Origin of the sequence: Shewanella sp. WXL01, assembly GCF_012263345.1 — a bacterium.
Lineage (GTDB): Bacteria > Pseudomonadota > Gammaproteobacteria > Enterobacterales > Shewanellaceae > Shewanella > Shewanella maritima.
On record NZ_JAAIKQ010000005.1, the window covers coordinates 167291 to 189175 of the forward strand.

Here is a 21885-nt window from a genome sequence, read left to right on the forward strand (position 1 = left end):
AAAGGAAGAGTACAAATGACTGATTCAAACCGTTTACGCATCGCGATTCAAAAATCAGGTCGCTTATCGAAAGAGTCGCAGAAGCTGCTTAAAGGCTGCGGAGTAAAATTTAACGTTAATGAGCAGCGCCTGATTGCCCACGCTGACAATATGCCAATCGACCTACTTCGCGTACGTGATGACGATATTCCTGGTCTAGTCATGGATGGCGTGGTTGATCTAGGCTTTATTGGTGAAAATGTACTTGAAGAAGAGCAAATCGAGCGCGAAACACTCGGTAAGCCAGCGGCGTACAATAAGCTGCGTCAACTCGACTTTGGTGGTTGCCGCCTATCTCTCGCTGTTCCAAAAGAGTTTAGCTACCAGGATGCAAGCTCACTGGAAGGTTTGCGTATTGCCACTTCTTATCCGAACTTACTGCGCCGTTATATGCAGCAAAAAGGCATCACCTACAGCGACTGTATGCTAAAAGGCTCTGTAGAAGTAGCGCCGCGCGCAGGCCTTGCTGATGGCATTTGCGATCTTGTATCGACTGGCGCCACGCTAGAAGCCAACGGGCTTTATGAAACCGACGTTATCTATCGTTCTAAAGCCTGCCTTATCCAGTCAGCAGCGCCGCAAACTCCAGCTAAACAAGCATTAATCGATAAACTGCTATCACGCATGAACGGTGTTATCAGCGCACGCGAGAGTAAATACATCTTGCTGCACGCGCCGACAGAAACCTTAGAGCAAATCGTTTCGCTGCTGCCTGGCGCGGAAAACCCAACAGTATTACCGCTTAACGACGACAGCAACCGCGTAGCAATCCACGCAGTATCTAGTGAGGACTTGTTCTGGGATACTATGGAGCAGCTTAAGGAGTTGGGCGCAAGCTCGATACTCGTTATGCCAATTGAAAAGATGATGGGGTAACGCATCATGGCTGAGCAGCAATTAATGAAGCCAATCACATGGGCAGCGCTTGATAAAGATGCTAGAGAGCAAGCACTAGCACGCTCACCCTTAATTAATGACCAAGGTGTTGAGGCCAGTGTTAGCGGCATTATCGAAAAGGTAATCGCAAGTGGCGATCAAGCGCTAATTGAGTTTAATCAGAAGTTTGACAACTTCATCACTGCCGAGCTTAGACTCAGCGATGAGCAAATTGACGTCGCCTGCAGCAATGTTAGCCCAGAACTGAAGCAAGCTATCGAACAAGCAATGGGCAACATCAGCAAGTTTCACCAGGCGCAAGCTTTTAGTGCTATCGATGTTGAAACCATGCCTGGCGTGCGCTGCGAGTTGAGAAATGAGCCGGTTGACAGTGTTGGCCTGTACATTCCAGGCGGCACGGCGCCGCTTATCTCCACCGTTATGATGCTTGCGCTACCGGCCAAAATTGCTGCTTGTCGTCGACGGGTACTGGTTAGCCCACCACCAATTAACGATGCCATCATTTACGCTGCCAAAGCCTGTGGGATCACAGATATTTATCAGGTAGGCGGCGCACAAGCTGTTGCTGCGCTGGCCTTTGGTACTGAGTCTGTACCTAAGGTTGATAAGATTTTCGGCCCTGGCAATCGCTTTGTCACTGAAGCCAAGCGTTTAGTATCCCAAGATAGTCGCATTAGCGTTGCTATCGATATGCCTGCAGGGCCATCAGAAGTATTAGTTATTGCAGATGAAGCTGCCAACCCTGCATTTGTTGCCGCTGATTTACTATCACAAGCTGAGCACGGTGAAGACTCGCAAGTGATATTGGTTACCAACTCTGAAGCTATTGCAAATGCAGTTTCTAACGAGCTTGCAACGCAGCTTGAACAACTGCCGAGAAAAGATGTCGCCGCAGCGGCGCTGAAATATTCTCGCAGCTTTATTGTTGATGATATGGACCAAGCTGCTGAGCTATCCAACCAGTACGGGCCTGAGCACTTAATCATTCAAACCCGCGCGCCACGTGACGTACTCAAAAACATTCGCGCTGCTGGCAGCGTATTCTTAGGTCCTTACACGCCAGAGTCGGTCGGCGATTATGCTAGCGGCACTAACCACGTGCTGCCAACCTATGGCTACAGTCGTAACTATTCAAGCTTGTCACTTGCTGACTTTAGCCGCCGTTTCACAGTGCAAGAGCTCACCCCATCTGGGCTAATTAGTTTGGGCGACACTGTGATGACCCTAGCTAGCAACGAGCAGCTAGACGCTCACAAAAACGCGGTAGCAATTCGTTTAACGTCACTTGCTAAGGAGGGTGAATAATGAGCGCCCCAACATTCAACCCACAAGCACTAGCACGACCTGAGCTTTTGGATCTAGTGCCATATCAAAGTGCGCGACGCATTGGCGGCAACGGTGATATTTGGATTAACGCGAATGAATCACCGTTTAATAACAGCGAGCTTGACGGCTTAAATCGCTACCCTGAGTGTCAGCCACAAGAGTTGATTGACGCATACAGTGCATACAGCCAAGTGGCAGCACGCAACATAGTCACCAGCCGCGGCGCTGACGAGGCGATAGAACTACTTATTCGTACTTTTTGTATTCCGGGTAAAGATAGCATTGCGATTTTTGGCCCAACCTACGGCATGTACAAAATATCAGCATCTACCTTTAACGTAGCAACAACCGAAGTTGAACTCACCAGTGATTTTCAACTGCCTAATAACTGGCAGCAGCAAGTCGGTGCTCCAAAGCTGGTATTCATCTGTAACCCTAATAACCCAACTGGCAGCATTATCAATATTGACGATATTGAAGCCACAGTTGCCAGTTACCCAGATGCCATAGTGGTAGTTGATGAAGCCTATATTGAGTTTTGCCCGCAGCAAAGTGCAGCAAGACTGCTGGCTAAGTACCCAAACCTGGTGGTGTTAAGAACCTTATCTAAAGCCTTTGCGTTAGCGGGTGCGCGCTGTGGTTTCATGCTAGCCAGTGAAGCGATTATTGAACTTGTTATGCGGGTGATTGCGCCCTACCCGGTGCCGCTGCCCGTTGCAAAAGCCGCGACTAATGCGTTAAGTCTAAAGGGCATTGCAACAATGCAAGGTCAGGTGCGCCAACTAAATGAGCAAGGTGCTGCACTAGCCGAGTTTTTACACACAATTGCCAGTGACGTTATCTCGCCTAATGGCAACTTTGTACTGGCACGTTTTGACACTGTCGAACAAATCAAGCAAAAGCTCACACAAGCAGGCATTGTTGCCCGCGCTTATGGCGATCCGCGCTTAAAAGATGCCATTCGCTTTAGCTTTGCTAATGAGGCACAAACCCAGGCGATTATTCGGGCGCTGAGTTAGCGATTCAGTAACAAAAAAAGCACTAGAACAAACTCAGCAACTGAACAGATTTAGCAAGGTAACTTGCGAATATAAAGAATTAAGGTCAGCACATGAAACAAAACAAGCAGCAAAAAATCCTCTTTATTGATCGTGACGGCACCCTAGTCGAAGAGCCGCCAATCGATAAACAGCTAGACCGTTTAGATAAACTGGTATTTGAGCCGCAAGTGATCCCTGCCCTGCTTAAGCTACAAAAAGCGGGTTACAAGTTAGTGATGGTAAGTAACCAGGACGGACTTGGTACTTCGTCTTTCCCGCAAGCTGACTTTGACGCGCCCCACAATATGATGATGGCAATTTTTGAAAGCCAAGGCGTTAAGTTTGATGATGTTCAAATTTGCCCTCACTTTGACTCAGATAACTGCAGTTGCCGCAAACCCAAATTAGGACTGGTGAAAGAGTATCTAACCCAAGGGTTAATTGATTTCACCCAATCGTTTGTGATTGGCGATCGCCAAACCGACGTTGAACTTGCCAACGCCATGGGCATTAATAGCTTCCAATACCAACGTGAAACACTTAATTGGGACATGATAGTCGATGCACTGCTAAACCAAGGGCGCAAGTCTCAGGTTGTACGTACCACTAAAGAAACCGACATTCGCGTTAACATTGACCTAGATAGCCAGACCAAAGGTGACATCGACACAGGCATCGGCTTTTTTGACCACATGCTGGATCAAATTCAAACCCACGGTAACTTTAAAATTGATGTCAAAGTCGATGGCGACTTAGAAATTGACGACCACCACAGCGTTGAAGATACCGCCTTAGCCATTGGTGATGCCATCCGTCAGGCACTGGGTGACAAACGAGGTATCGCCCGCTTTGGCTTTAGTTTGCCTATGGATGAAGCCAACGGCCAATGCTTGATGGATATTTCAGGCCGTCCGTTTATTAAGTTTGATGCCAGCTTTGATCGTGAAATGGTGGGTGAAATGGCGACTGAAATGGTGCCTCACTTCTTCCGCTCGTTTGCAGATGGGCTGCGCTGCACCTTGCACCTATCAACCGAGGGTGAAAACGATCACCACAAAGTTGAGGCATTGTTTAAAGTGCTTGGCCGCACCCTACGTCAAGCAGTTAAAGTTGAGGGCGATATCTTGCCATCAAGCAAGGGAGTGTTATAGCGCTTTATGACAAATTCAGACCTGATAACAGAGCAGCAGTCTTGCAATGAAAAATCAAGCGAGCAAAATATGACTGTGATACTTGATACCGGCTGCGCCAACTTAAGCTCAGTAAAATTCGCCTTCGAGCGCTTAAACGCCAATGTGGTTGTGAGTAAAGATCATAAAGTTATTCGCAGCGCCGCCCGTGTAGTATTGCCCGGCGTTGGCACTGCAGCTGCAGCAATGCAGGCAATTGAGGCGCGCGACCTTGCCACGCTAATTCAAAGCCTAGAGCAACCAGTGCTTGGCGTATGCTTAGGCATGCAGTTAATGACTAAGGTTTCAAATGAGCGCGGAGCAAGCCAGCTTGAGTCAATTGATTGCTTAGGCGTCATCCCAACCCAAGTTGAAGAGCTAGATAGTCAAGGCTTGCCGCTACCACACATGGGTTGGAATCAAATTAATGTGAGCGGCCACCCAATATTTACTGGCATTGCAAATGGTAGCTATGTGTACTTTGTTCACAGTTATCGCGCACCACAAAGTGACTACACCATTGCCAGTTGCGACTATGGCGAAACCTTTAGCGCCGCCATTGCTAAAGACAACTTTATAGGCCTGCAATTTCACCCAGAAAAAAGCGCCAAAATTGGCGCGCAAATACTGCAAAACTTTTTAAATATGAATAAGGAAGAAACGGCATGATTATTCCAGCGATTGATTTAATCGACGGTCAGGTGGTTAGGCTGTTTCAAGGCGACTACGGCAAACAAACCACGTTTGATTTAAGCCCACTGGCGCAGCTTAAATCTTACCAGCAGCAAGGGGCTAAACTGCTGCACATAGTTGATTTAACTGGCGCCAAAGATCCAGATAAAAGGCAAACTAAGCTTATATCTGAGCTTGTAAGTGAACTTGAAGTGGATATTCAAGTTGGCGGCGGTATTCGCTCAGAAGAGCAAGTAAAAGAGCTACTCGATGCGGGCGTCAAACGTGTGGTCATCGGCTCACTTGCCGTTAAGCAACCTGAGCTTGTGAAAAGCTGGTTTGAAAAATATGGCAGCGATGCAATTTGTTTAGCCCTTGATGTCAATATTGATCTAGACGGGAACAAGATTGTCGCAGTGTCAGGCTGGCAAACCGGCGGCGGTAAATCACTCGAATCACTAGTTGCTGAATATAGCCAGGTCGGGATTAAACACGCGCTAGTTACCGACATTAGTCGTGATGGTACGCTTCAAGGCGCCAACACTCAGTTATATTCTGAGTTAGCCCAAAGCTATCCTAGTATTAACTGGCAAGCCTCTGGCGGCATTGCATCACTAGATGATGTTAAGGCTGTGCGTGACAGCAAGGCCAATGGCATCATCATTGGTAAAGCACTACTGATTAATAACTTTAGCGTTGAGGAGGCTATCGCATGCTGGCCAAACGCATAGTACCTTGTCTTGACGTACGCGACGGTAAAGTCGTTAAAGGCGTACAGTTTCGTAACCATGAAATTGTTGGCGACATTGTGCCGCTGGCGGCGAGATACGCCGAGGAAGGTGCTGACGAGCTGGTGTTTTACGACATTACCGCCAGCGCTCACGACCGCGTAGTGGATAAATCCTGGGTGAGCCGAGTTGCTCAGCAAATTGATATTCCGTTTTGTGTCGCTGGCGGCATCAAAACTATCGAACAAGCCCGTGAAAAGCTGGCATTTGGTGCAGACAAAATTTCAATCAACTCGCCTGCATTAACCAACCCGAGCCTCATCACCCGCTTACAAGATGAATTTGGTCGCCAATGTATTGTTGTCGGGATTGACTCATATTTCGATGCACAAACTAACAGCTATAAAGTAAAGCAATTTACCGGTGATGAAGCCGCCACTAAAGATACACAATGGTACACACAAGATTGGGTTGAAGAGGTGCAAAAGCGCGGCTGTGGTGAAATAGTATTGAACGTCATGAATCAAGACGGCGTTCGCGGCGGCTACGACATTAAGCAATTGTCTATGGTACGCAGTGTATGTGACGTGCCGTTAATAGCCTCTGGCGGTGCGGGTGAAATGAGCCACTTTGCAGAGGTATTTACTCAGGCAAAGGTAGACGCAGCCCTTGCAGCAAGCGTGTTCCACAAAGGTATTATTGCCATCAGCGAGTTGAAGCAATATTTGGCTTCTAAACAAATCGCTATTCGCGTGTAAATTATAGGATTAAGGTAGCACAGAACATGACACAAACAGCTTCGAATACAAATGAGTCAACAAGCGCGAACTTAGCAAATATTGATTGGGATAAACAGCAAGGTTTAATTCCAGCAGTGGTACAAAACCACCTTACCGGTAAAGTGCTGATGCTAGGTTACATGGACAAGCAAGCATTAGATAAAACCCTGACCACAGGTCTGGTAACCTTCTTTAGCCGCAGCAAACAAAGACTGTGGACCAAAGGTGAAGAGTCAGGCAATACCCTCAATTTAGTCGAGATTGATATCGACTGCGACAACGACACCTTTTTAGTACAAGTTATCCCGCAAGGACCAACTTGTCATTTAGGCCGCGAAAGCTGTTGGCAAGACAGTAAAGCCCACACTTTTATTGATAACCTCAGCCAGCTTATTGCCAGTCGCAAAGGTCAAGACAGCAACAGTAGTTACACGGCATCGTTATTTGAAAAAGGCACAAAGCGCATTGCGCAAAAGGTAGGTGAAGAAGGTTTAGAAACCGCCCTCGCCGCCGCCACGAATGACAAAGCAGAATTGATAGATGAAGCGTCTGACCTTATGTATCACTTGATTGTATTACTAGAAGATCAAGGATTATCAATGGAAGATATTAACCGTAACCTGCTTGAGCGCCATAGCAAAGCAACTAAGTAACCCAATAATAGCAACCAGCCAATAGCTAAGTTACTTGCTTATACAGCGAACCCTTGACAAAACCTGTCACAAAAAAGCCGTCACTCAAATGAGTAGACGGCTTTTTTATCAGGTAGCTAGGTACAGACTAGCGATAAATATCTAACCCTTCTTCAGGGCGTGTTTTTAGCAGGCGTAAGAACCACATGTACTGTTCTGGATATGCCAAAATCACCTGCTCTACAATCTTGTTAAGAGCGAGCGCTTCGTTGTCTTTGCCCTTCATCGATTCTTTATCAACCGCGGGTAGCACGGTTAAGTTAAAGTGCCTCGCCTGTTGATCATATCCAATCGTCACTGGCATCACCTGTGCATTACCCGCCTGAGCTAAACGCCCTACTACTGGCAAGGTGGCTTTAACTGTGCCCAGAAACGGCGCAAATACACTTTGGTCGCGACCTAAATCTTCATCTGGAAGATAAAAAAAGCTGTTGTCTTGCTTAAGCTCGGTGATTAAAGCACGAATCCCTGCTTCTCGCATATAAACGCGGCCACCTTGGGAGCTACGAAGTCGGTTACTAAACCAGTTAAATAGCACGTTTTTATGGGCCTTGGCCATGGTAACCATTGGGATTTCTTGGTTTAAACGCAGGCCAGCGTAATCAATTGGCCATACATGAGGCATGATAAAGATAATAGGCTGACCAGCATCGCGGGCGGCTTGTACATGCTCAAAACCGTGTAATTGTACGCGGCGTTTGTTGTGGGCATCTGAACGCACTACTAGTTCAGCCTGCGACAAGAGTGCAATCACAAAATTATCAACGTTGGCTTTGATAAGTTCTTGAATTTGTTGCTCTGACTTTTCAGGAAAACAATGGCTGATATTCACCTTAGCCACATGCAGCGGTTTTTTAGCCACCTTAAGTACGACAAAAGATAAACTACGGGCAATCGGGTCTCTTAGCCAGGCTGGCATTAAGCCAAACATAAACAACACGCCGATAACCAGCCAGGTACCCCAATATTTAGGGTGCAACAAACTCATTTTAAAACTTCGGTCAAAATGCTTAGGTGTGCGTTTTTTAGGAGAAGTGGACAAAAAAAGCTCCAATCAAGAAATTTAGCTAAAGGCGAAGTTTATCAACTTACTTAGGTTGGTAAAAACACTTTTTTACCGACAATTCATATCAGCTCGCTATTTATCATTATCAACCGAATACTTAGTGCAATTGGGTACAAGTAAAGTGAGCCAACTCAAGCCGTTAAAAAAGCAAGCAATAAAAAAGCCACCCGTTAGGGTGGCTTTCGATATCAAGAAAATTTGATATTAGATGGGAATTATTTCTTATCCGAGTTTGCTGCTTCAACGCGCGATTTTAACTTCTGTCCAGGACGGAAAGTTACGACACGTCGTGCAGAGATAGGAATATCTTCACCAGTTTTTGGGTTCCGTCCCGGTCTTTGATTCTTATCCCTAAGGTCAAAGTTGCCAAAGCCAGATAACTTGACCTGCTCACCACTTTCGAGTGCTTCACGAATTTCTTCAAAGAAAGACTCAACCATCTCTTTGGCTACACGCTTATTAATGCCAAGTGTTTCAAAAAGATGTTCTGCCATTTCGGCTTTGGTAAGTGCCATACTTTAATCCCTCAACGATGCGTTGAACTCGGTCTTTAAAGCTGATACCACTGAATCCATGGTCTCGGTGATATCTTTTTCTTCAAGTGTACGAGTAATGTCTTGTAACGTAAGTGCGATAGCTAAGCTCTTTTTGCCGCTCTCGACACCTTTACCTTGATATACATCGAACAAGTTTAAGCCAACCAACTGATTTTCGCCAACTTTTCTTATCAAATTCATAACATCGGTTGCAGAAATATTTTCATCTACTGCCACAGCAATGTCACGACGATTAGCCGGGAACTTAGATACAGCTTGGGCTAGCGGTAAACTAGACTGTAATAATGCGTCTAGTTCAAGCTCGAAAACGATTGTTTTGCCATTTAGGCCAAATGGCTTCTCTAAACTCGGGTGAAGCGCACCAATGTGACCAATGACTCGATTATTTCTTAAGATTTCAGCACATTGCCCTGGATGTAATGCAGGATGCGATGCTGCTCTAAAACTAAATTCAGAATCAGCTGCTGTCAAGCCCATAATTGCTTCTAAGTCACCTTTTAAGTCAAAGAAATCAACAGTTTTTGATTCCATTGACCAGTGTTCATCGTTCTGATTACCAGAAATAACGGCACCTAGCATAGCTTGCTGACGAACACCTGAATCGGCTTGCTCATCAGGAATAAAACGCAGACCAGACTCAAATAAACGCACGCGCCCCTGCTGGCGGCTTTGATTGTGACCAACGGCCGCTAAAAGACCGGTGAACATAGACAAGCGCATTGCTGACATTTCAACGGAAATTGGATTTGGTAACACCATCGCTTCTTGCTCTGGGTGAACAAGCGCTTGCAGTTTAGGGTCAACAAAACTGTAAGTAATTGCTTCTTGGAAGCCACGAGCAACCAGTAAGTCACGTACACGCTTAAGTGGCATATCAGCTTCTTTATGATCTGACATGTTAAGTGCAGCAACAGGTGCAATATTAGGAATGTTGTTGTAACCATAGATACGGGCAACTTCTTCAATCAAATCTTCTTCGATTGCCATATCAAAACGGTAAGTCGCTGTAGTGACATTCCACACGCCTTGCTCAAAAGCAACACTAAAGCCTAAACGCTCAAGAATTTCAGTCACATCAGCATCAGGAATATGGTGACCTAGCTTTTTATCTAGCTTTTCACGGCGAAGCTGAATGTTAGCCGCTTTTGGTAAGTGATCTTGCGATACCGCCTCAACAACTTGACCAGCTTCACCACCGCAAATATCAAGTACCAGGCGAGTGGCACGGTCCATCACCTTGTGCTGTAGCTCAGGGTCAACGCCGCGCTCAAAACGGTGTGAAGAGTCAGTGTGCAGGCCTAGGCTACGTGCTTTACCAAGAATCGCTAAAGGCGCGAAGAAAGCGCACTCTAATAAAATATCTTTGGTTTCAGTGGTAACGCCGGTTGCTTCACCACCAAATACACCCGCCAATGCAACAGGCTTGTTGTCGTCAGCAATCACTAAGGTATTGCTAGGTACAGTGATTTCATTACCATCGAGTAAAGTTAGCTTTTCTTCACCCGAGCCATAACGAACCGTAATGCCACCATCTAAGGTTGCTAGGTCAAAGGCATGCATTGGTTGACCAAATTCAATCAGTACATAGTTGGTGATATCAACAATTGGATCAATTGAGCGAATACCGCTGCGGCGTAATTTTTCTTGCATCCAAAGTGGTGTTGGCGCTTTAACATCGACGTTTTTGACCACACGACCAAGGTAGCGGCCACAAGCTTCTGGCGCCTTAACTTCAATGCTCACTGGCGCATCGATTGAAGCTTCAACCGCTTGCCAGCTAGGCTCTGTTACTTCAGCGCGGTTAAGTACACCGACTTCGCGCGCAAGACCAACCATACCTAAACAGTCTGCACGGTTCGCGGTAAGGTCTACATCGATAATGGCATCGTTTAGATCCAGATACTCGCGAACATCAGTGCCGATTGGCGCATCTAGTGGCAGCTCGATAATGCCGTCACTTTCGATATCAATACCTAACTCACCGTATGAACACAGCATGCCAAAAGATGGCTGACCGCGTAGTTTGGCTTTCTTAATTTTAAAGTCGCCAGGTAGCACTGCACCAACCATAGCAACTGCTACTTTTAAGCCCTGACGGCAGTTTGGCGCGCCACATACGATGTCGATTAATTCGTCTTCACCAACATTAATTTTGGTTACACGCAGCTTGTCTGCATCTGGATGCTGACCACACTCAACCACTTCACCAACAACAACGCCACTAAACTCAGCAGCAACGCCGTCAACGCCGTCTACTTCAAGGCCGGCCATGGTGATTTGGTGTGATAATTCGTCGCGGCTTACTTGTGGGTTTACCCACTCACGAAGCCAAGATTCACTAAATTTCATCTGTTTATTGCTCCGTTATTTGAATTGCTTAAGGAAACGTAAGTCGTTCTCGAAGAAGGCGCGTAAATCGTTGACGCCGTAGCGCAGCATAGTTAAACGCTCAACGCCCATACCGAAAGCAAAACCAGAGTATTTCTCAGGGTCGATACCCACACTGCGAAGCACATTTGGATGCACCATTCCGCAGCCCAATACTTCTAACCATTTACCATTTTTGCCCATCACATCAACTTCAGCTGATGGTTCTGTGAATGGGAAGTAAGATGGACGGAAGCGCACTTGTAAATCTTCTTCGAAGAAATTACGTAGGAAGTCGTGCAAAATACCTTTTAACTCAGCAAAGTTAACGTTCTCTGCCACCATTAGGCCTTCAACCTGATGGAACATTGGTGTGTGCGTTTGGTCGTAATCGTTACGGTATACACGGCCTGGAGAGATAATGCGCAGCGGTACTGGCTCATTTTCCATGGTGCGAATCTGCACACCAGATGTCTGAGTACGCAGCATCACTTTAGGATTAAAGTAGAAAGTATCGTGATCAGCGCGAGCAGGATGGTGCTCAGAAATATTTAACGCATCAAAGTTATGAAAATCGTCTTCAATCTCAGGACCTTGTTTCACGCTAAAACCAAGCTCACCAAAGAAAGACTCAATACGCTCAATGGTACGCGTTACTGGATGCAGACCGCCAATTTCTAGCGTGCGACCAGGTAATGTAACGTCGATTTTTTCAGCAACTAACTTAGCTTCAAGTTCTGCTGCTTTTAAGCCTTCAATACGTGCAGAAAGCTGCTTTTGTACTGCTTGCTTGGCTTGGTTGACGGCTTGACCAAATGCTGGTTTTTCTTCAGCACTTAATTTACCCATCATTTTCATCATGTCAGTGATCTTACCTTTTTTACCAAGGTAATCGACACGGATATCATCCAATGCCTTTAGATCACTTGCCTCGTCGATGACTGCTAAGGCCTGTTCTACGATCTCGTTTAACTGTTGCATTATATCTTCCACTGCATATTGCATTTAAATGCGCTGATGTCGGCAGCATCGCTGCCACAGAGCGAACTCACATACCAGAATGGGTTGCAAAAGTGTGTTAACACTTGTCTACCGGTCACTCGGAGGTGTGTTGCAAACTGATTTTTAAAATAAAAGAGTGAAATTTTACGTGTTCGATACCAGATTTGCTAGTCAATAATCGAGTTTTTCCGAGCAAATATTAGCATTTAGCGACATTTCTCAGCCTAACAAGTTGGCTAACACACCATGCGCAATAAATTGTGATGAATTCAGTGGTCGCAAATGCAAACAACTTGTAAACTTGGACTGTTTTGAACTGTCTTTGTATCGGTTTGTTCTATGCTTAACACTGACACAATTAATCAGTATGAGTAACGCCCCATATCGAAGTGGTTACTACGCAAGCAATTGCGGTTGAAAACTTAACCAATCAAAGCTAAACCATTAAAGTTCAGCTGTTTCTAACCGATAACATTTAAGTAAACCATTTCAAGCCAACACAGAAGAGGCATAAATGAAAGAAGTTAAATTTCGATGGATTGATCAATACCTCATCCATATGAACTTGAAAACTAAATTTACCATCCTTGCTGTTGTGCCAATGTTAATGATTATTGGCCTGACAATTTTTCTTAATAACCAGCAAGAGAAAAGCATTGATAAAGCCCACCTAGAAACCGTGCTTAGCTCAAGTAACTCAGCTATCGAGTTCCTTGACGCCACAACAGCCCTGATCCCTGAAACTGATCGCAATCGCATCCCAACTAACCTATCAGCTGACTCGCGCTTAACTCAAATGAACCTACTAAGTGGTGAGCAGCGCAGTTTGGCCAACCGTGGCGGTGGCATCCATCTTAAAGGTTCAAATGCAACGGTCGTCAGTAAAGTAAGCCGTAATCAACAAGTGATTGTGTCGCAAATAAACACAGACAAATATACAGTTTCTGGCTCAGGCAGCACCTATGCTTACGGCATAATGACGGTATTACTGCTAGTTTTATTTGCCTTTGCTTATTACATTTCAACCTTTGTTGGCGGCGCGCTGTACACTACTGTTATGGCACTAAAGCGCGCTGCAAATGGTGATTTAACAGGTAGACTTAACTTCTTTGAAGTAAAAGATGAGTTCAGTACACTTGCAATCAGCATCGATGCTCTTGTGGATCGTCAGCACAAGCTTGTGCAACAAATTACTCAAGCGACAGATCAAATCCGCACTGTTGTATCGTCATTTAGAAACACAGCTCAGGAAGGTCAATCACTCGCGGTTAACCAACGCCAACATTTAGACTCTCTTGCCACAGCGATGGAAGAGATGACGGCAGCGGTAAAAGAAGTTGCTCGCAATGCAGATCAATCGTCAAGCGAAACCCAAGAAGCCAATACTCAAGTCGAAGCTGGTGCCAAAGACATTGAGACCACAGTTGAAGCCATCGATATTCTCGCCAATGAAATTGGCGATGCATCAGATGCTGTTGCTGCGTTGAACGAAAATGCCAGCAAGATTGACGATGTGGTGACCACGATTAATGCGATTTCAGAGCAAACCAACCTTCTGGCGCTTAATGCCGCTATTGAGGCTGCGCGTGCTGGTGAACAAGGTCGCGGCTTTGCCGTGGTTGCTGATGAGGTTCGTACCCTTGCAGGGCGCACCCAGTCAGCAACCGTTGAAATCAAATCTATGATTGAAGCGCTACAAACCGGCACCCGTAACCTAACTCAGGTGATGTCACGTACAGTTGAACAAGCGGAAGAAGGTAAAAAACACGTACTGCAAACTGGTGACGACTTAGCGAATATCGCTCACCATAGCTCAAAAGTGTTCGATATGAGCACGCTAATTGCGACTTCTGCAGATGAACAATCCGCGGTAGCCAATGAGATTGCGACTAACCTTATGGAGATCCGTAATCAGTCTCATGATGTTGAGCAATCAGCGAATGAGTCGGTATCGGGTTGTGATGAGCTGCATGCCACGGCCGAGCAGCTTGATGCCTTGTTGGTAGGGCTTAAAGTCTAACACCACACTAATAAGTGTTAAAAAAGGTCAGCCGCTTTTTTGCTTCTGACCTTTTTTATTGAATTTTTTATGCTTCCGGTCTAGTTTACCAACGGCTCATGCAAGGTCAGCCTGTATTAACTGCCCCTGCACAGACCAGTTTTAAATAGATTCCGAGTTTATTTTATCGCGACCATGTACCCATTGATACAATACGGGGAGTACAAACAAAGTTAAAATCGTTGATGAAATAATACCGCCAATCACCACAGTGGCGATCGGACGCTGCACTTCGGCGCCGGTACCAATATTAAGTGCCATCGGCACAAAACCTAGCCCAGCCACCAGCGCTGTCATTAACACCGGACGCAACCTGGTCATCGCACCGTCAATGATTGACTGCAGTAACTCGCCACTTTGAATAAAGCGCTGTCTGATAAAGCTAAGCATCACTAAGCCATTCAATACAGCCACACCGGACAAAGCAATAAAACCAACTGCCGCAGAGATAGACAGAGGCATATCCCGCAACCACAATGCCATCACACCGCCAGTCAATGCTAACGGAATGCCAGTGAAGATAATCAACGCATCACGAACAGAACCAAACGCCATCACCAACAAACCTAAAATTATTGCCAACGTAATGGGCACCACGATAGTCAGCTTTTGGCTGGCCGACTCAAGTTGCTCAAAGGTACCACCATATTCAAACCAATAGCCAGCAGGCACATCAACTTGCTGGGCGATTGCGGCTTTCACATCAGTGACAAAGGTGCCTAAATCACGACCGCGGACATTAGCGGTAACCACAATACGTCGCTTACCGTTTTCACGACTAATCTGGTTTGGTGCCGGCGCAATATCCAAAGTTGCCACTTCAGAAAGCGGCACATATTGCCCATTAGGTAACACGATTGGCAGCTCATGTAATCGCTCAACATCTTGGCGAATTGACTCAGGTAAACGTATCACCATATTAAAGCGGCGATCACCTTGATACAAAGTGCCAGCCGTTTCCCCACCAATCGCGGTCGAGACAAAGGCTTGCAGAGCATCCACCGTTAATCCATATTGCGCTAATTGCTGTCGCTTAGGCGTTATCGATAAAACAGGTAGACCAGTCACTTGCTCAACTTGAATATCTGCAGCGCCTGGGATGGTCTCAATCACTTCGTGAATGGCATTCGCGGTTTGCAGTAACTTATCGAGATCATCGCCGACCACTTTGACGCCTAAATCGGCTCTTACTCCCGAAATCAGCTCGTTAAAGCGCATTTCAATGGGTTGAGTCAGCTCAAAGTTATTGCCAGGTTGTGCTGAAACGGCCGCCATCATCTGTTTAGCCAGTGCTTCGTGGCTCAGGCGTGGGTCGGGCCATTCATCTCTGGGCTTAAGCATGATAAAGGTATCAGCGATATTCGGCGGCATAGGATCATTAGCCACCTCTGGCGTCCCGACTTTAGAGAATACATTTTTCACTTGTGGAAATTTGGCAATCTCAACTTCCAAGGCTTGCTGCATTTCAACGGACTGATCAATGCCTGTACCGGCGATGCGGATAGCCTGCAACAAGATGTCTTCTTCATTGAGCTGTGGAATAAACTCCGAACCGAGCGTGGATGCCAACCAAATTGATACTGCCACCAATGCCGAAGCAAGTAATACCACAAAATAACGCAGCTTTAGGGCCAGCAACAATAGAGGTTGGTATAAAGATTTGCTGAAAGTAATAACTTTACTTTCTTTCTCGTTAATCTTACCTGTCATAAATAGTGCTACAGCAGCAGGCACTAATGTTAAAGACAGTACCAAAGCGGCCAATAACGCCATAACTACTGTGGCTGCCATTGGATGGAACATCTTGCCCTCTACACCCGTTAAACTAAATAACGGAATGTAGACCACAGTAATGATTAGCACCCCAAACAAGCTTGGACGGATCACTTCATTGGTCGCTTCAAATACCACCTGTAATCGCTGTTTAAGTGGCAAATTAACCCCACGAACACCCTGTGCTTGCGCTAACCGGCGAGTGGCATTTTCAACAATGATCACGGCACCATCAACAATTAAGCCAAAATCCAAGGCACCTAAGCTCATCAAGTTCGCCGACACCCCAGCTTGAACCATGCCCGTCATAGTGGCAAGCATCGCCAGCGGGATCACCGCTGCGGTGATAAGAGCCGCTCGCGCATTACCCAACAGCACAAACAGCACGGCTATCACTAACAAGGCACCTTCAACTAGGTTTTTTTGCACCGTTGCAATGGCTTTATCGATTAAATCAGTACGATCATACACAGCCTCAACATTCACGCCTGCAGGTAAAGAGGCTTTTACGGCTTCCAATTTCGCGGCGACTTCCAGCGAAACCTGCCGAGAGTTTTCTCCCACCAGCATCATGGCACTGCCTAATACCGTTTCTCGGCCATCGTGCGTTGCAGCCCCCGTTCTTAACGCTTTGCCAATCGCTACGTCAGCAACGTCCTTAATCGATATCGGCGTATTGCCCACGTACTTAACAATGACCTGTTCAATCTCATCAATGCTCTGCAATTGCGCTGCAGAACGCACTGTTAATTGCTGACCGCCGCGCTCGATATAGCCAGCGCCCCGGTTGCTGTTACTGGTTTCTAGCGCTTGCTTGATATCGTTAAAAGCAACTTCATACGCCAACATTTTCTGTGGGTCTGGGGTGATGTGGTATTGCTTGTCGTAACCTCCTATCGAGTTAATCTCTGTGACCCCTTGTACTTGGGCAAGTTGCGGCTTAATGATCCAGTCTTGGATCTCGCGAAGTGCCGTCGCGTCATAAAGCTCGCCGTTAGGCTGACGCGCCTCGGGCAAAGCCTCAATGGTGTACATAAAGATTTCACCGAGCCCGGTAGATAACGGCGCCATTTGTGGCTGTAATCCCACAGGAATACTGCCATCAATGGCACTTAAGCGCTCATTGAGTAAGTTACGGGCAAAGTAAAGATCTGTCCCCTCATCAAACACCACTGTGACCTGTGATAAACCATATCGCGACAAGGAGCGGGTATAAGATAAGTTAGGCATTCCCATTAAGGCATTTTCAATGGGATAGGTAATACGTTGCTCGGTTTCCAACGGCGAATAACCATCGGCGCGAGTATTGATTTGCACCTGGACATTAGTGATATCCGGTACGGCGTCGATGGGCAGTTTTTGATAACTCCACAAACCGATGCCCACTAAGATGACGCCTAGGCACATCATTAGCCAGCGCCGGTCAATGGACAGACGTAATAATGATTCAATCATGGCTCGGCTCCTTAATGCACGTGAGCGGCAGATGACTTTTCAAGATCTGCTTTTAATAAGAAGCTCTTGTTGATCGCATACGCTTCACCCTCTTCCAGGCCTGACAGCACTTCCACATAACGTGAGTCGCTGGCACCGATCACCACTTCACGCTTTTCAAAGCCTTCGGCATTTTTCACAAATACCACCTGCTGACCTTCTATTTCCTGCAATGCGCGGCGGTCAAGTCGCAATGCCACTGCTTGCTGACTCAATACCACCTCACCTGCAAGCAACATCCCCGCGTGCCAGCGTTTATCGCTATTTTCGAGTCGAATTCTGGCTAAGGTAAATGGCTTGGCTTCAACAGGCGTAATGATTGAATCAATCACCGCCGTAAAGTATTGACCGTCTTGGCTAGTCAAGCGCACCGACTGCCCTGCACTAAGCTGGCTAAACTGGCCAGGAAAGGCCTGTAACTCAGCCCATAAGTGTTGCTCATTCGCGATAGTCACAAGTCCAGTGCTTTGGGTGATCTCGCCCGCATTCGCATGGCGGGCAACCACTTGACCACTAATGGGTGCATTCACTGAAAAGCGCTTGAAACTGCTATTGGATTCGACTTGTGCGATCACCTGACCTTTAGTGACTTGGTCGCCAACTTTCACATCAAGCTGAGTGATCAAACCGCTAAAGCGCGCTCGCACGACACTTTGGTTTTCAGCAGCGAGGGTGGTTTTGCCATAAAGTGTGAGGGTTTTAGCCAACTCACCCGCTTGTAGCTTCGCGAGTGTAATGCCAGAAGCCGCAATTTGGCTTTCACTGATATGCACCTGACCTTCTTCATGGTCATCATGGTGATCGCCATGTTCATCACCGTGATCATCATGGTGGTCACCATGGCCTTCATTGTGGTCATCGTGATGTTCATCTTGGTGTGCTTCTTGATGTTGGTGATCGCCACTAGCAAAGGCATAACTAATACCGGTAATGCCAAGTGCGAAAACCAATGAGGAATACAAAATAGTACGCGTGGTTAATAGTCTAAAGTTCATTGTGCAGACCCTTGAGAAAATGAAGAGGAAGCGTGTTGTGTGGCCGGTAATGGCTCTGCGATAAGTTGCTCGATATCCACGCCAAAACGTAGCGCAGAAGTTGCGGCATCGAGCATGGCACGCTTAGCGAAAAGTAGCTCTTCACTGGCCGATAGATAAGCGAGATAACTATAATTACCTTGCTCATAAGCAAGCTCGCTGTCCGCCATGGCCGCGGCTAATGTTGGAATGATTTGTTGCTGTAATTGCTGCACTTGGGCAATTGCCAGCTTGCGACTTGAATAGGCGCGATAGAGTTCATTGCGCAGAGCCAGCAACGCAATATCACGATTTAGGCTCACTTCGGCTTTGGCAGCAACGGCAGCGTCAACCGCACCTTGATTACGATCACCATTAAATAGCGGTATGCTAAAGCCAGCGCTGAGTGCCACATCATCACTAGACTGATGTTGCTTTACTCCCACAGACCAATTGATATCAGCACTAGAACGGGTTTTGGCATATCGTAACTCAGCTTCCCTCAGCTGAGATTGACTGGCGAACGCCATGATGGCAGGGCTATATTTCACTTTTTCAAATAGAGTATTAAAAGCCACATCATCAGAGAACTGCAGTAAATTGCCCTCTACTTTTTGAAACTCTGCGTGGCTATCACCCCAAAGCATAGCTAAAGCAATTAAGCTGTAATTGTGCTGCTGTTGTTGATTTTGCTGGGTCAGCTGGGCGCGATAAACTGCCGCTTGGGCACGATTGATATCAGCGTCACGCATTACCCCCGCAGCCGCTCGCTTCGACACAGTTTCAAGGGTTTTGTTGGCCAACGCGACACTCTCATCGGCCAGTTCAAGCTGCGCTTGAGCAGCCATCACATCGATATAACGACGGGTCAATTCGCCAAGTACCGCTAATGCGGCAATCTTTTGCTCAGCAGCTAGCAGTGCACGCTTTTCATTAACCACTGCCCCACGGGCAGCCACTTTGTCGCCCATCTCAATAACAGATGACAGAGACACACTAAATTCAGCACCATCTATGCCACTGAACTCGCCAGTACCGGCGACATTTTCTACTTCAAATCCAATTTCATAACCGGGAGACAGAGCAGCAGTATAGCTGTCTGCATCGAGCACAGACTGGCGAAGGGAATAAACCTGCAAACTGGGATGTTGCTGCATTGTTCGCTCTATGGCTGTTGCCAAAGAGAGCACTTCAACCTCATTGTTAGCCGACGCATGGGCATTAGCAGAGAAGCTACAAACGCCGAGTAACAATGAAACTCGCCCTAAAGAACGCAGTACTTTAGGTACAGATAACTCATAAGACATTAAGATTGCCTCAAACAGAATTTTGGAAAAACCACCACACTGCAATCACAGTGAGATGAGTTCAAATAAACAAAAATCTATGCTCGGGGCGGGCGTAACAGGGAGTAAAATGGTGAGCTTGCATAGCTTATCGCTATAGCAAGTGGTTCAGGGTTAGGTGTAATTTGCGGTAGTAAAGCTAGTTGTGTGGTTTGAACTAAATTGACGCAGCAAGGGCAACACTGACAGTTACAATTCTCGCAGTCGTCCACCTTGGGAGCCTCGCAGGCTAAATCAACCTCATCAGACTGTAATGACAAGCAACTCACTACAACGTTGAGTTCACTGGTTTGTTCAGCAATATGACTATCTGTTCCACAGCTGCTCGCCATCGCAACCACCGATTGCAATGTCAGCGCTAATAACAGTAATAATCGACCTAGCTTGCAACTTTGATTTTTCAAAGCCATCAAACTACGCCTAAATGCGATAGCCATATTTATTGAAATGTAACTCGAACTTAGAAACACACTAAACGCGGTAATGCTAACACTGAATACACAACAAAGGTTAACCATTTACAATAAGTTTGTGAAAATACTCTCAAATTCTTTAGTGATTAAGCATTAATTAAACCATTCATATTCAGTCACCAAGGCTTTGAATTAACAAACTAGACTCGCTCGATGATCATATTCGAGCGAGTCGTCCTGTAACGCACTTTGCAACGTCTACACTAGTCACTCTGTACATTGGTCACAACAAACATTAGTGCTCAAACACATCAATCGTCATATACATTTCGCTCAGACGGTATATCGGTAAAGTACTGTAAGAATTCAACTTCATAACCGTTTGGGTCTATGTAATACAAGCTCTTGTGTGAGCTATCCGCAGCACCATCAATGGCAATATCGAACCCTGCTGCCGCCATTCTTGCACCTAAAGATTTAATATCATCAACCACATAGGCAAAGTGCGCTAAACCAAGGTCATAACCTTTTATATCGCGGATACTGCCTTTGCCATTATCGTTCAATGACAGGTAATTATAGTCGTCACCAAAGTGTATCCAGCGTCGATAAACACCGTTCCACTCGCCTTCTCCGCCACCACGGACTTGCCAATGAGGAAATGCCGCTTTGTAAAACGCCACTGTTTCATCTAGGTCGTTCACAACTAAGTTCAAATGTTCTAATCGCATAATTTTGCTCCTTGCTGATTAACTGTTGACCATGCTACAACCTCAAGTTAACTTGAGGTAAAGCACTTTTTTAAACTATTTTTGTTGGATGAATTTTCCATGAAACAGGAATTTGAATTGTCTGTGGGGTATGTGGCAAAGCGCTGCGGTGTAAGGGTGTCTACCTTACATTTTTATGAGCAAAAGGGCCTGATTTACAGCCTCAGAAATCAGGGTAATCAGCGCAGATACCAAAGAGAGACGCTGCGTCGCGTTGCCATTATTAAGGCGGCACAAAAACTGGGGATCAGCTTAGATGAAATTCAACAGGCATTTGCAGCTCTACCTGATAACCGTACGCCAACAGCCGACGACTGGCATCAGTTATCGACTAAATGGCAGCAAAAACTCAACCAACGTATTGAAGCGTTGACACGACTTAAAGATTCGATGGAAGGTTGCATCGGCTGTGGTTGCTTATCGATGAGCAATTGCCCAATTTATAATCAAGATGACGTATTAGCAGATAAAGGAACTGGTGCAGTATTGTTATAACTCGCTTAACACTCCCTTGCAGTAGGACCAAGATTAAAAGCCGAGTTAAAAACTCGCCTTGAGCTAAAGGCTAAGGAAGCTAAAACCTTAGTGAATTTAAGCCCCAGTGAACTACACTTAAGCGAATTACTGTCTAAGTGAATAGTTGCCTGAGCGAATTGCTGCCTGAGCAAATTAGCGCTCAAGAT

18 protein-coding genes are annotated in these 21885 nt (G+C 46.2%); 10 read left to right on the forward strand and 8 right to left on the reverse strand.

Annotation, left to right across the window (positions count from 1 at the left end):
• The first annotated feature begins 15 nt into the window (after positions 1–15).
• The 8 genes from hisG (at position 16) to hisIE (ending at position 7303) form a co-directional block, all read left to right on the forward strand.
• Positions 16–915, forward strand: coding sequence for an ATP phosphoribosyltransferase (hisG, locus tag G3R49_RS13570; RefSeq protein ID WP_167870031.1), 900 nt, complete (start codon positions 16–18; stop codon positions 913–915).
• A 24-nt stretch (positions 916–939) separates the two neighbouring features.
• Entirely contained in the window at positions 940–2241 is a 1302-nt protein-coding gene (gene hisD, locus G3R49_RS13575; RefSeq protein ID WP_167870091.1) for a histidinol dehydrogenase, read from the forward strand.
• Complete coding sequence (hisC, locus tag G3R49_RS13580; RefSeq protein WP_167870032.1) at positions 2241–3281, forward strand: histidinol-phosphate transaminase; 1041 nt, start codon at positions 2241–2243, stop codon at positions 3279–3281. Before hisD ends, hisC begins: the two co-directional genes overlap by 1 nt.
• A 92-nt stretch (positions 3282–3373) precedes the next feature.
• Positions 3374–4453, forward strand: coding sequence for a bifunctional histidinol-phosphatase/imidazoleglycerol-phosphate dehydratase HisB (hisB, locus tag G3R49_RS13585; RefSeq protein ID WP_167870033.1), 1080 nt, complete (start codon positions 3374–3376; stop codon positions 4451–4453).
• 69 nt (positions 4454–4522) lie between these two features.
• The gene (gene hisH / locus G3R49_RS13590; protein WP_245335373.1) at positions 4523–5140 is read left to right on the forward strand and encodes an imidazole glycerol phosphate synthase subunit HisH; all 618 of its coding nucleotides are present in this window, start codon (positions 4523–4525) and stop codon (positions 5138–5140) included.
• Positions 5137–5874 carry a 1-(5-phosphoribosyl)-5-[(5-phosphoribosylamino)methylideneamino]imidazole-4-carboxamide isomerase gene (gene hisA, locus G3R49_RS13595; RefSeq protein ID WP_167870035.1) on the forward strand — a complete coding sequence of 246 codons (738 nt, stop codon included), beginning with the start codon at positions 5137–5139 and terminating at the stop codon, positions 5872–5874. The genes hisH and hisA overlap by 4 nt, the downstream gene beginning before the upstream one ends.
• A complete protein-coding gene (gene hisF, locus G3R49_RS13600) occupies positions 5856–6629 on the forward strand; it encodes an imidazole glycerol phosphate synthase subunit HisF (RefSeq protein WP_167870036.1) in 774 nt (257 codons plus the stop codon). The genes hisA and hisF overlap by 19 nt, the downstream gene beginning before the upstream one ends.
• A 26-nt stretch (positions 6630–6655) precedes the next feature.
• Positions 6656–7303, forward strand: a complete 648-nt coding sequence (hisIE, locus tag G3R49_RS13605; RefSeq protein ID WP_167870037.1) for a bifunctional phosphoribosyl-AMP cyclohydrolase/phosphoribosyl-ATP diphosphatase HisIE — start codon at positions 6656–6658, stop codon at positions 7301–7303.
• A gap of 127 nt (positions 7304–7430) precedes the next feature.
• On the opposite strand, the gene lpxM is transcribed toward hisIE, so the two are convergent.
• The 4 genes from lpxM to pheS all read right to left on the reverse strand — a co-directional run bounded on the left by lpxM (position 7431) and on the right by pheS (position 12313).
• Positions 7431–8384 carry a lauroyl-Kdo(2)-lipid IV(A) myristoyltransferase gene (lpxM, locus tag G3R49_RS13610; protein WP_280954611.1) on the reverse strand — a complete coding sequence of 318 codons (954 nt, stop codon included), beginning with the start codon at positions 8382–8384 and terminating at the stop codon, positions 7431–7433.
• Between the two features lie 239 nt (positions 8385–8623).
• The gene (gene ihfA, locus G3R49_RS13615; RefSeq protein ID WP_130602645.1) at positions 8624–8923 is read right to left on the reverse strand and encodes an integration host factor subunit alpha; all 300 of its coding nucleotides are present in this window, start codon (positions 8921–8923) and stop codon (positions 8624–8626) included.
• 3 nt (positions 8924–8926) lie between these two features.
• Positions 8927–11314: a phenylalanine--tRNA ligase subunit beta gene (gene pheT / locus G3R49_RS13620; protein WP_167870038.1), complete on the reverse strand. Its 2388-nt coding sequence runs from the start codon at positions 11312–11314 to the stop codon at positions 8927–8929.
• A 15-nt stretch (positions 11315–11329) separates the two neighbouring features.
• Positions 11330–12313: a phenylalanine--tRNA ligase subunit alpha gene (pheS, locus tag G3R49_RS13625; RefSeq protein WP_130602641.1), complete on the reverse strand. Its 984-nt coding sequence runs from the start codon at positions 12311–12313 to the stop codon at positions 11330–11332.
• Positions 12314–12848: 535 nt separating this feature from the next.
• Here pheS and G3R49_RS13630 point away from each other — a divergent pair.
• Positions 12849–14354, forward strand: coding sequence for a methyl-accepting chemotaxis protein (locus G3R49_RS13630; RefSeq protein WP_167870039.1), 1506 nt, complete (start codon positions 12849–12851; stop codon positions 14352–14354).
• A gap of 141 nt (positions 14355–14495) precedes the next feature.
• Here the strand turns inward: G3R49_RS13630 and G3R49_RS13635 are convergent, their stop codons facing one another.
• The 4 genes from G3R49_RS13635 to G3R49_RS13650 all read right to left on the reverse strand — a co-directional run bounded on the left by G3R49_RS13635 (position 14496) and on the right by G3R49_RS13650 (position 21166).
• Positions 14496–17621 carry an efflux RND transporter permease subunit gene (locus G3R49_RS13635; protein WP_167870040.1) on the reverse strand — a complete coding sequence of 1042 codons (3126 nt, stop codon included), beginning with the start codon at positions 17619–17621 and terminating at the stop codon, positions 14496–14498.
• A gap of 11 nt (positions 17622–17632) precedes the next feature.
• Entirely contained in the window at positions 17633–18655 is a 1023-nt protein-coding gene (locus G3R49_RS13640; protein WP_167870041.1) for an efflux RND transporter periplasmic adaptor subunit, read from the reverse strand.
• Positions 18652–19980, reverse strand: a complete 1329-nt coding sequence (locus G3R49_RS13645) for a TolC family protein (protein WP_167870042.1) — start codon at positions 19978–19980, stop codon at positions 18652–18654. The genes G3R49_RS13640 and G3R49_RS13645 overlap by 4 nt, the downstream gene beginning before the upstream one ends.
• Before the next feature lie 763 nt (positions 19981–20743).
• Entirely contained in the window at positions 20744–21166 is a 423-nt protein-coding gene (locus G3R49_RS13650; protein ID WP_130602637.1) for a VOC family protein, read from the reverse strand.
• A gap of 96 nt (positions 21167–21262) precedes the next feature.
• On the opposite strand from G3R49_RS13650, the gene soxR reads away from it, so the two are divergent.
• On the forward strand, positions 21263–21697 hold the full coding sequence (soxR, locus tag G3R49_RS13655) for a redox-sensitive transcriptional activator SoxR (protein ID WP_280954612.1): 435 nt from the start codon (positions 21263–21265) through the stop codon (positions 21695–21697).
• The last annotated feature ends 188 nt before the right edge of the window (positions 21698–21885 follow it).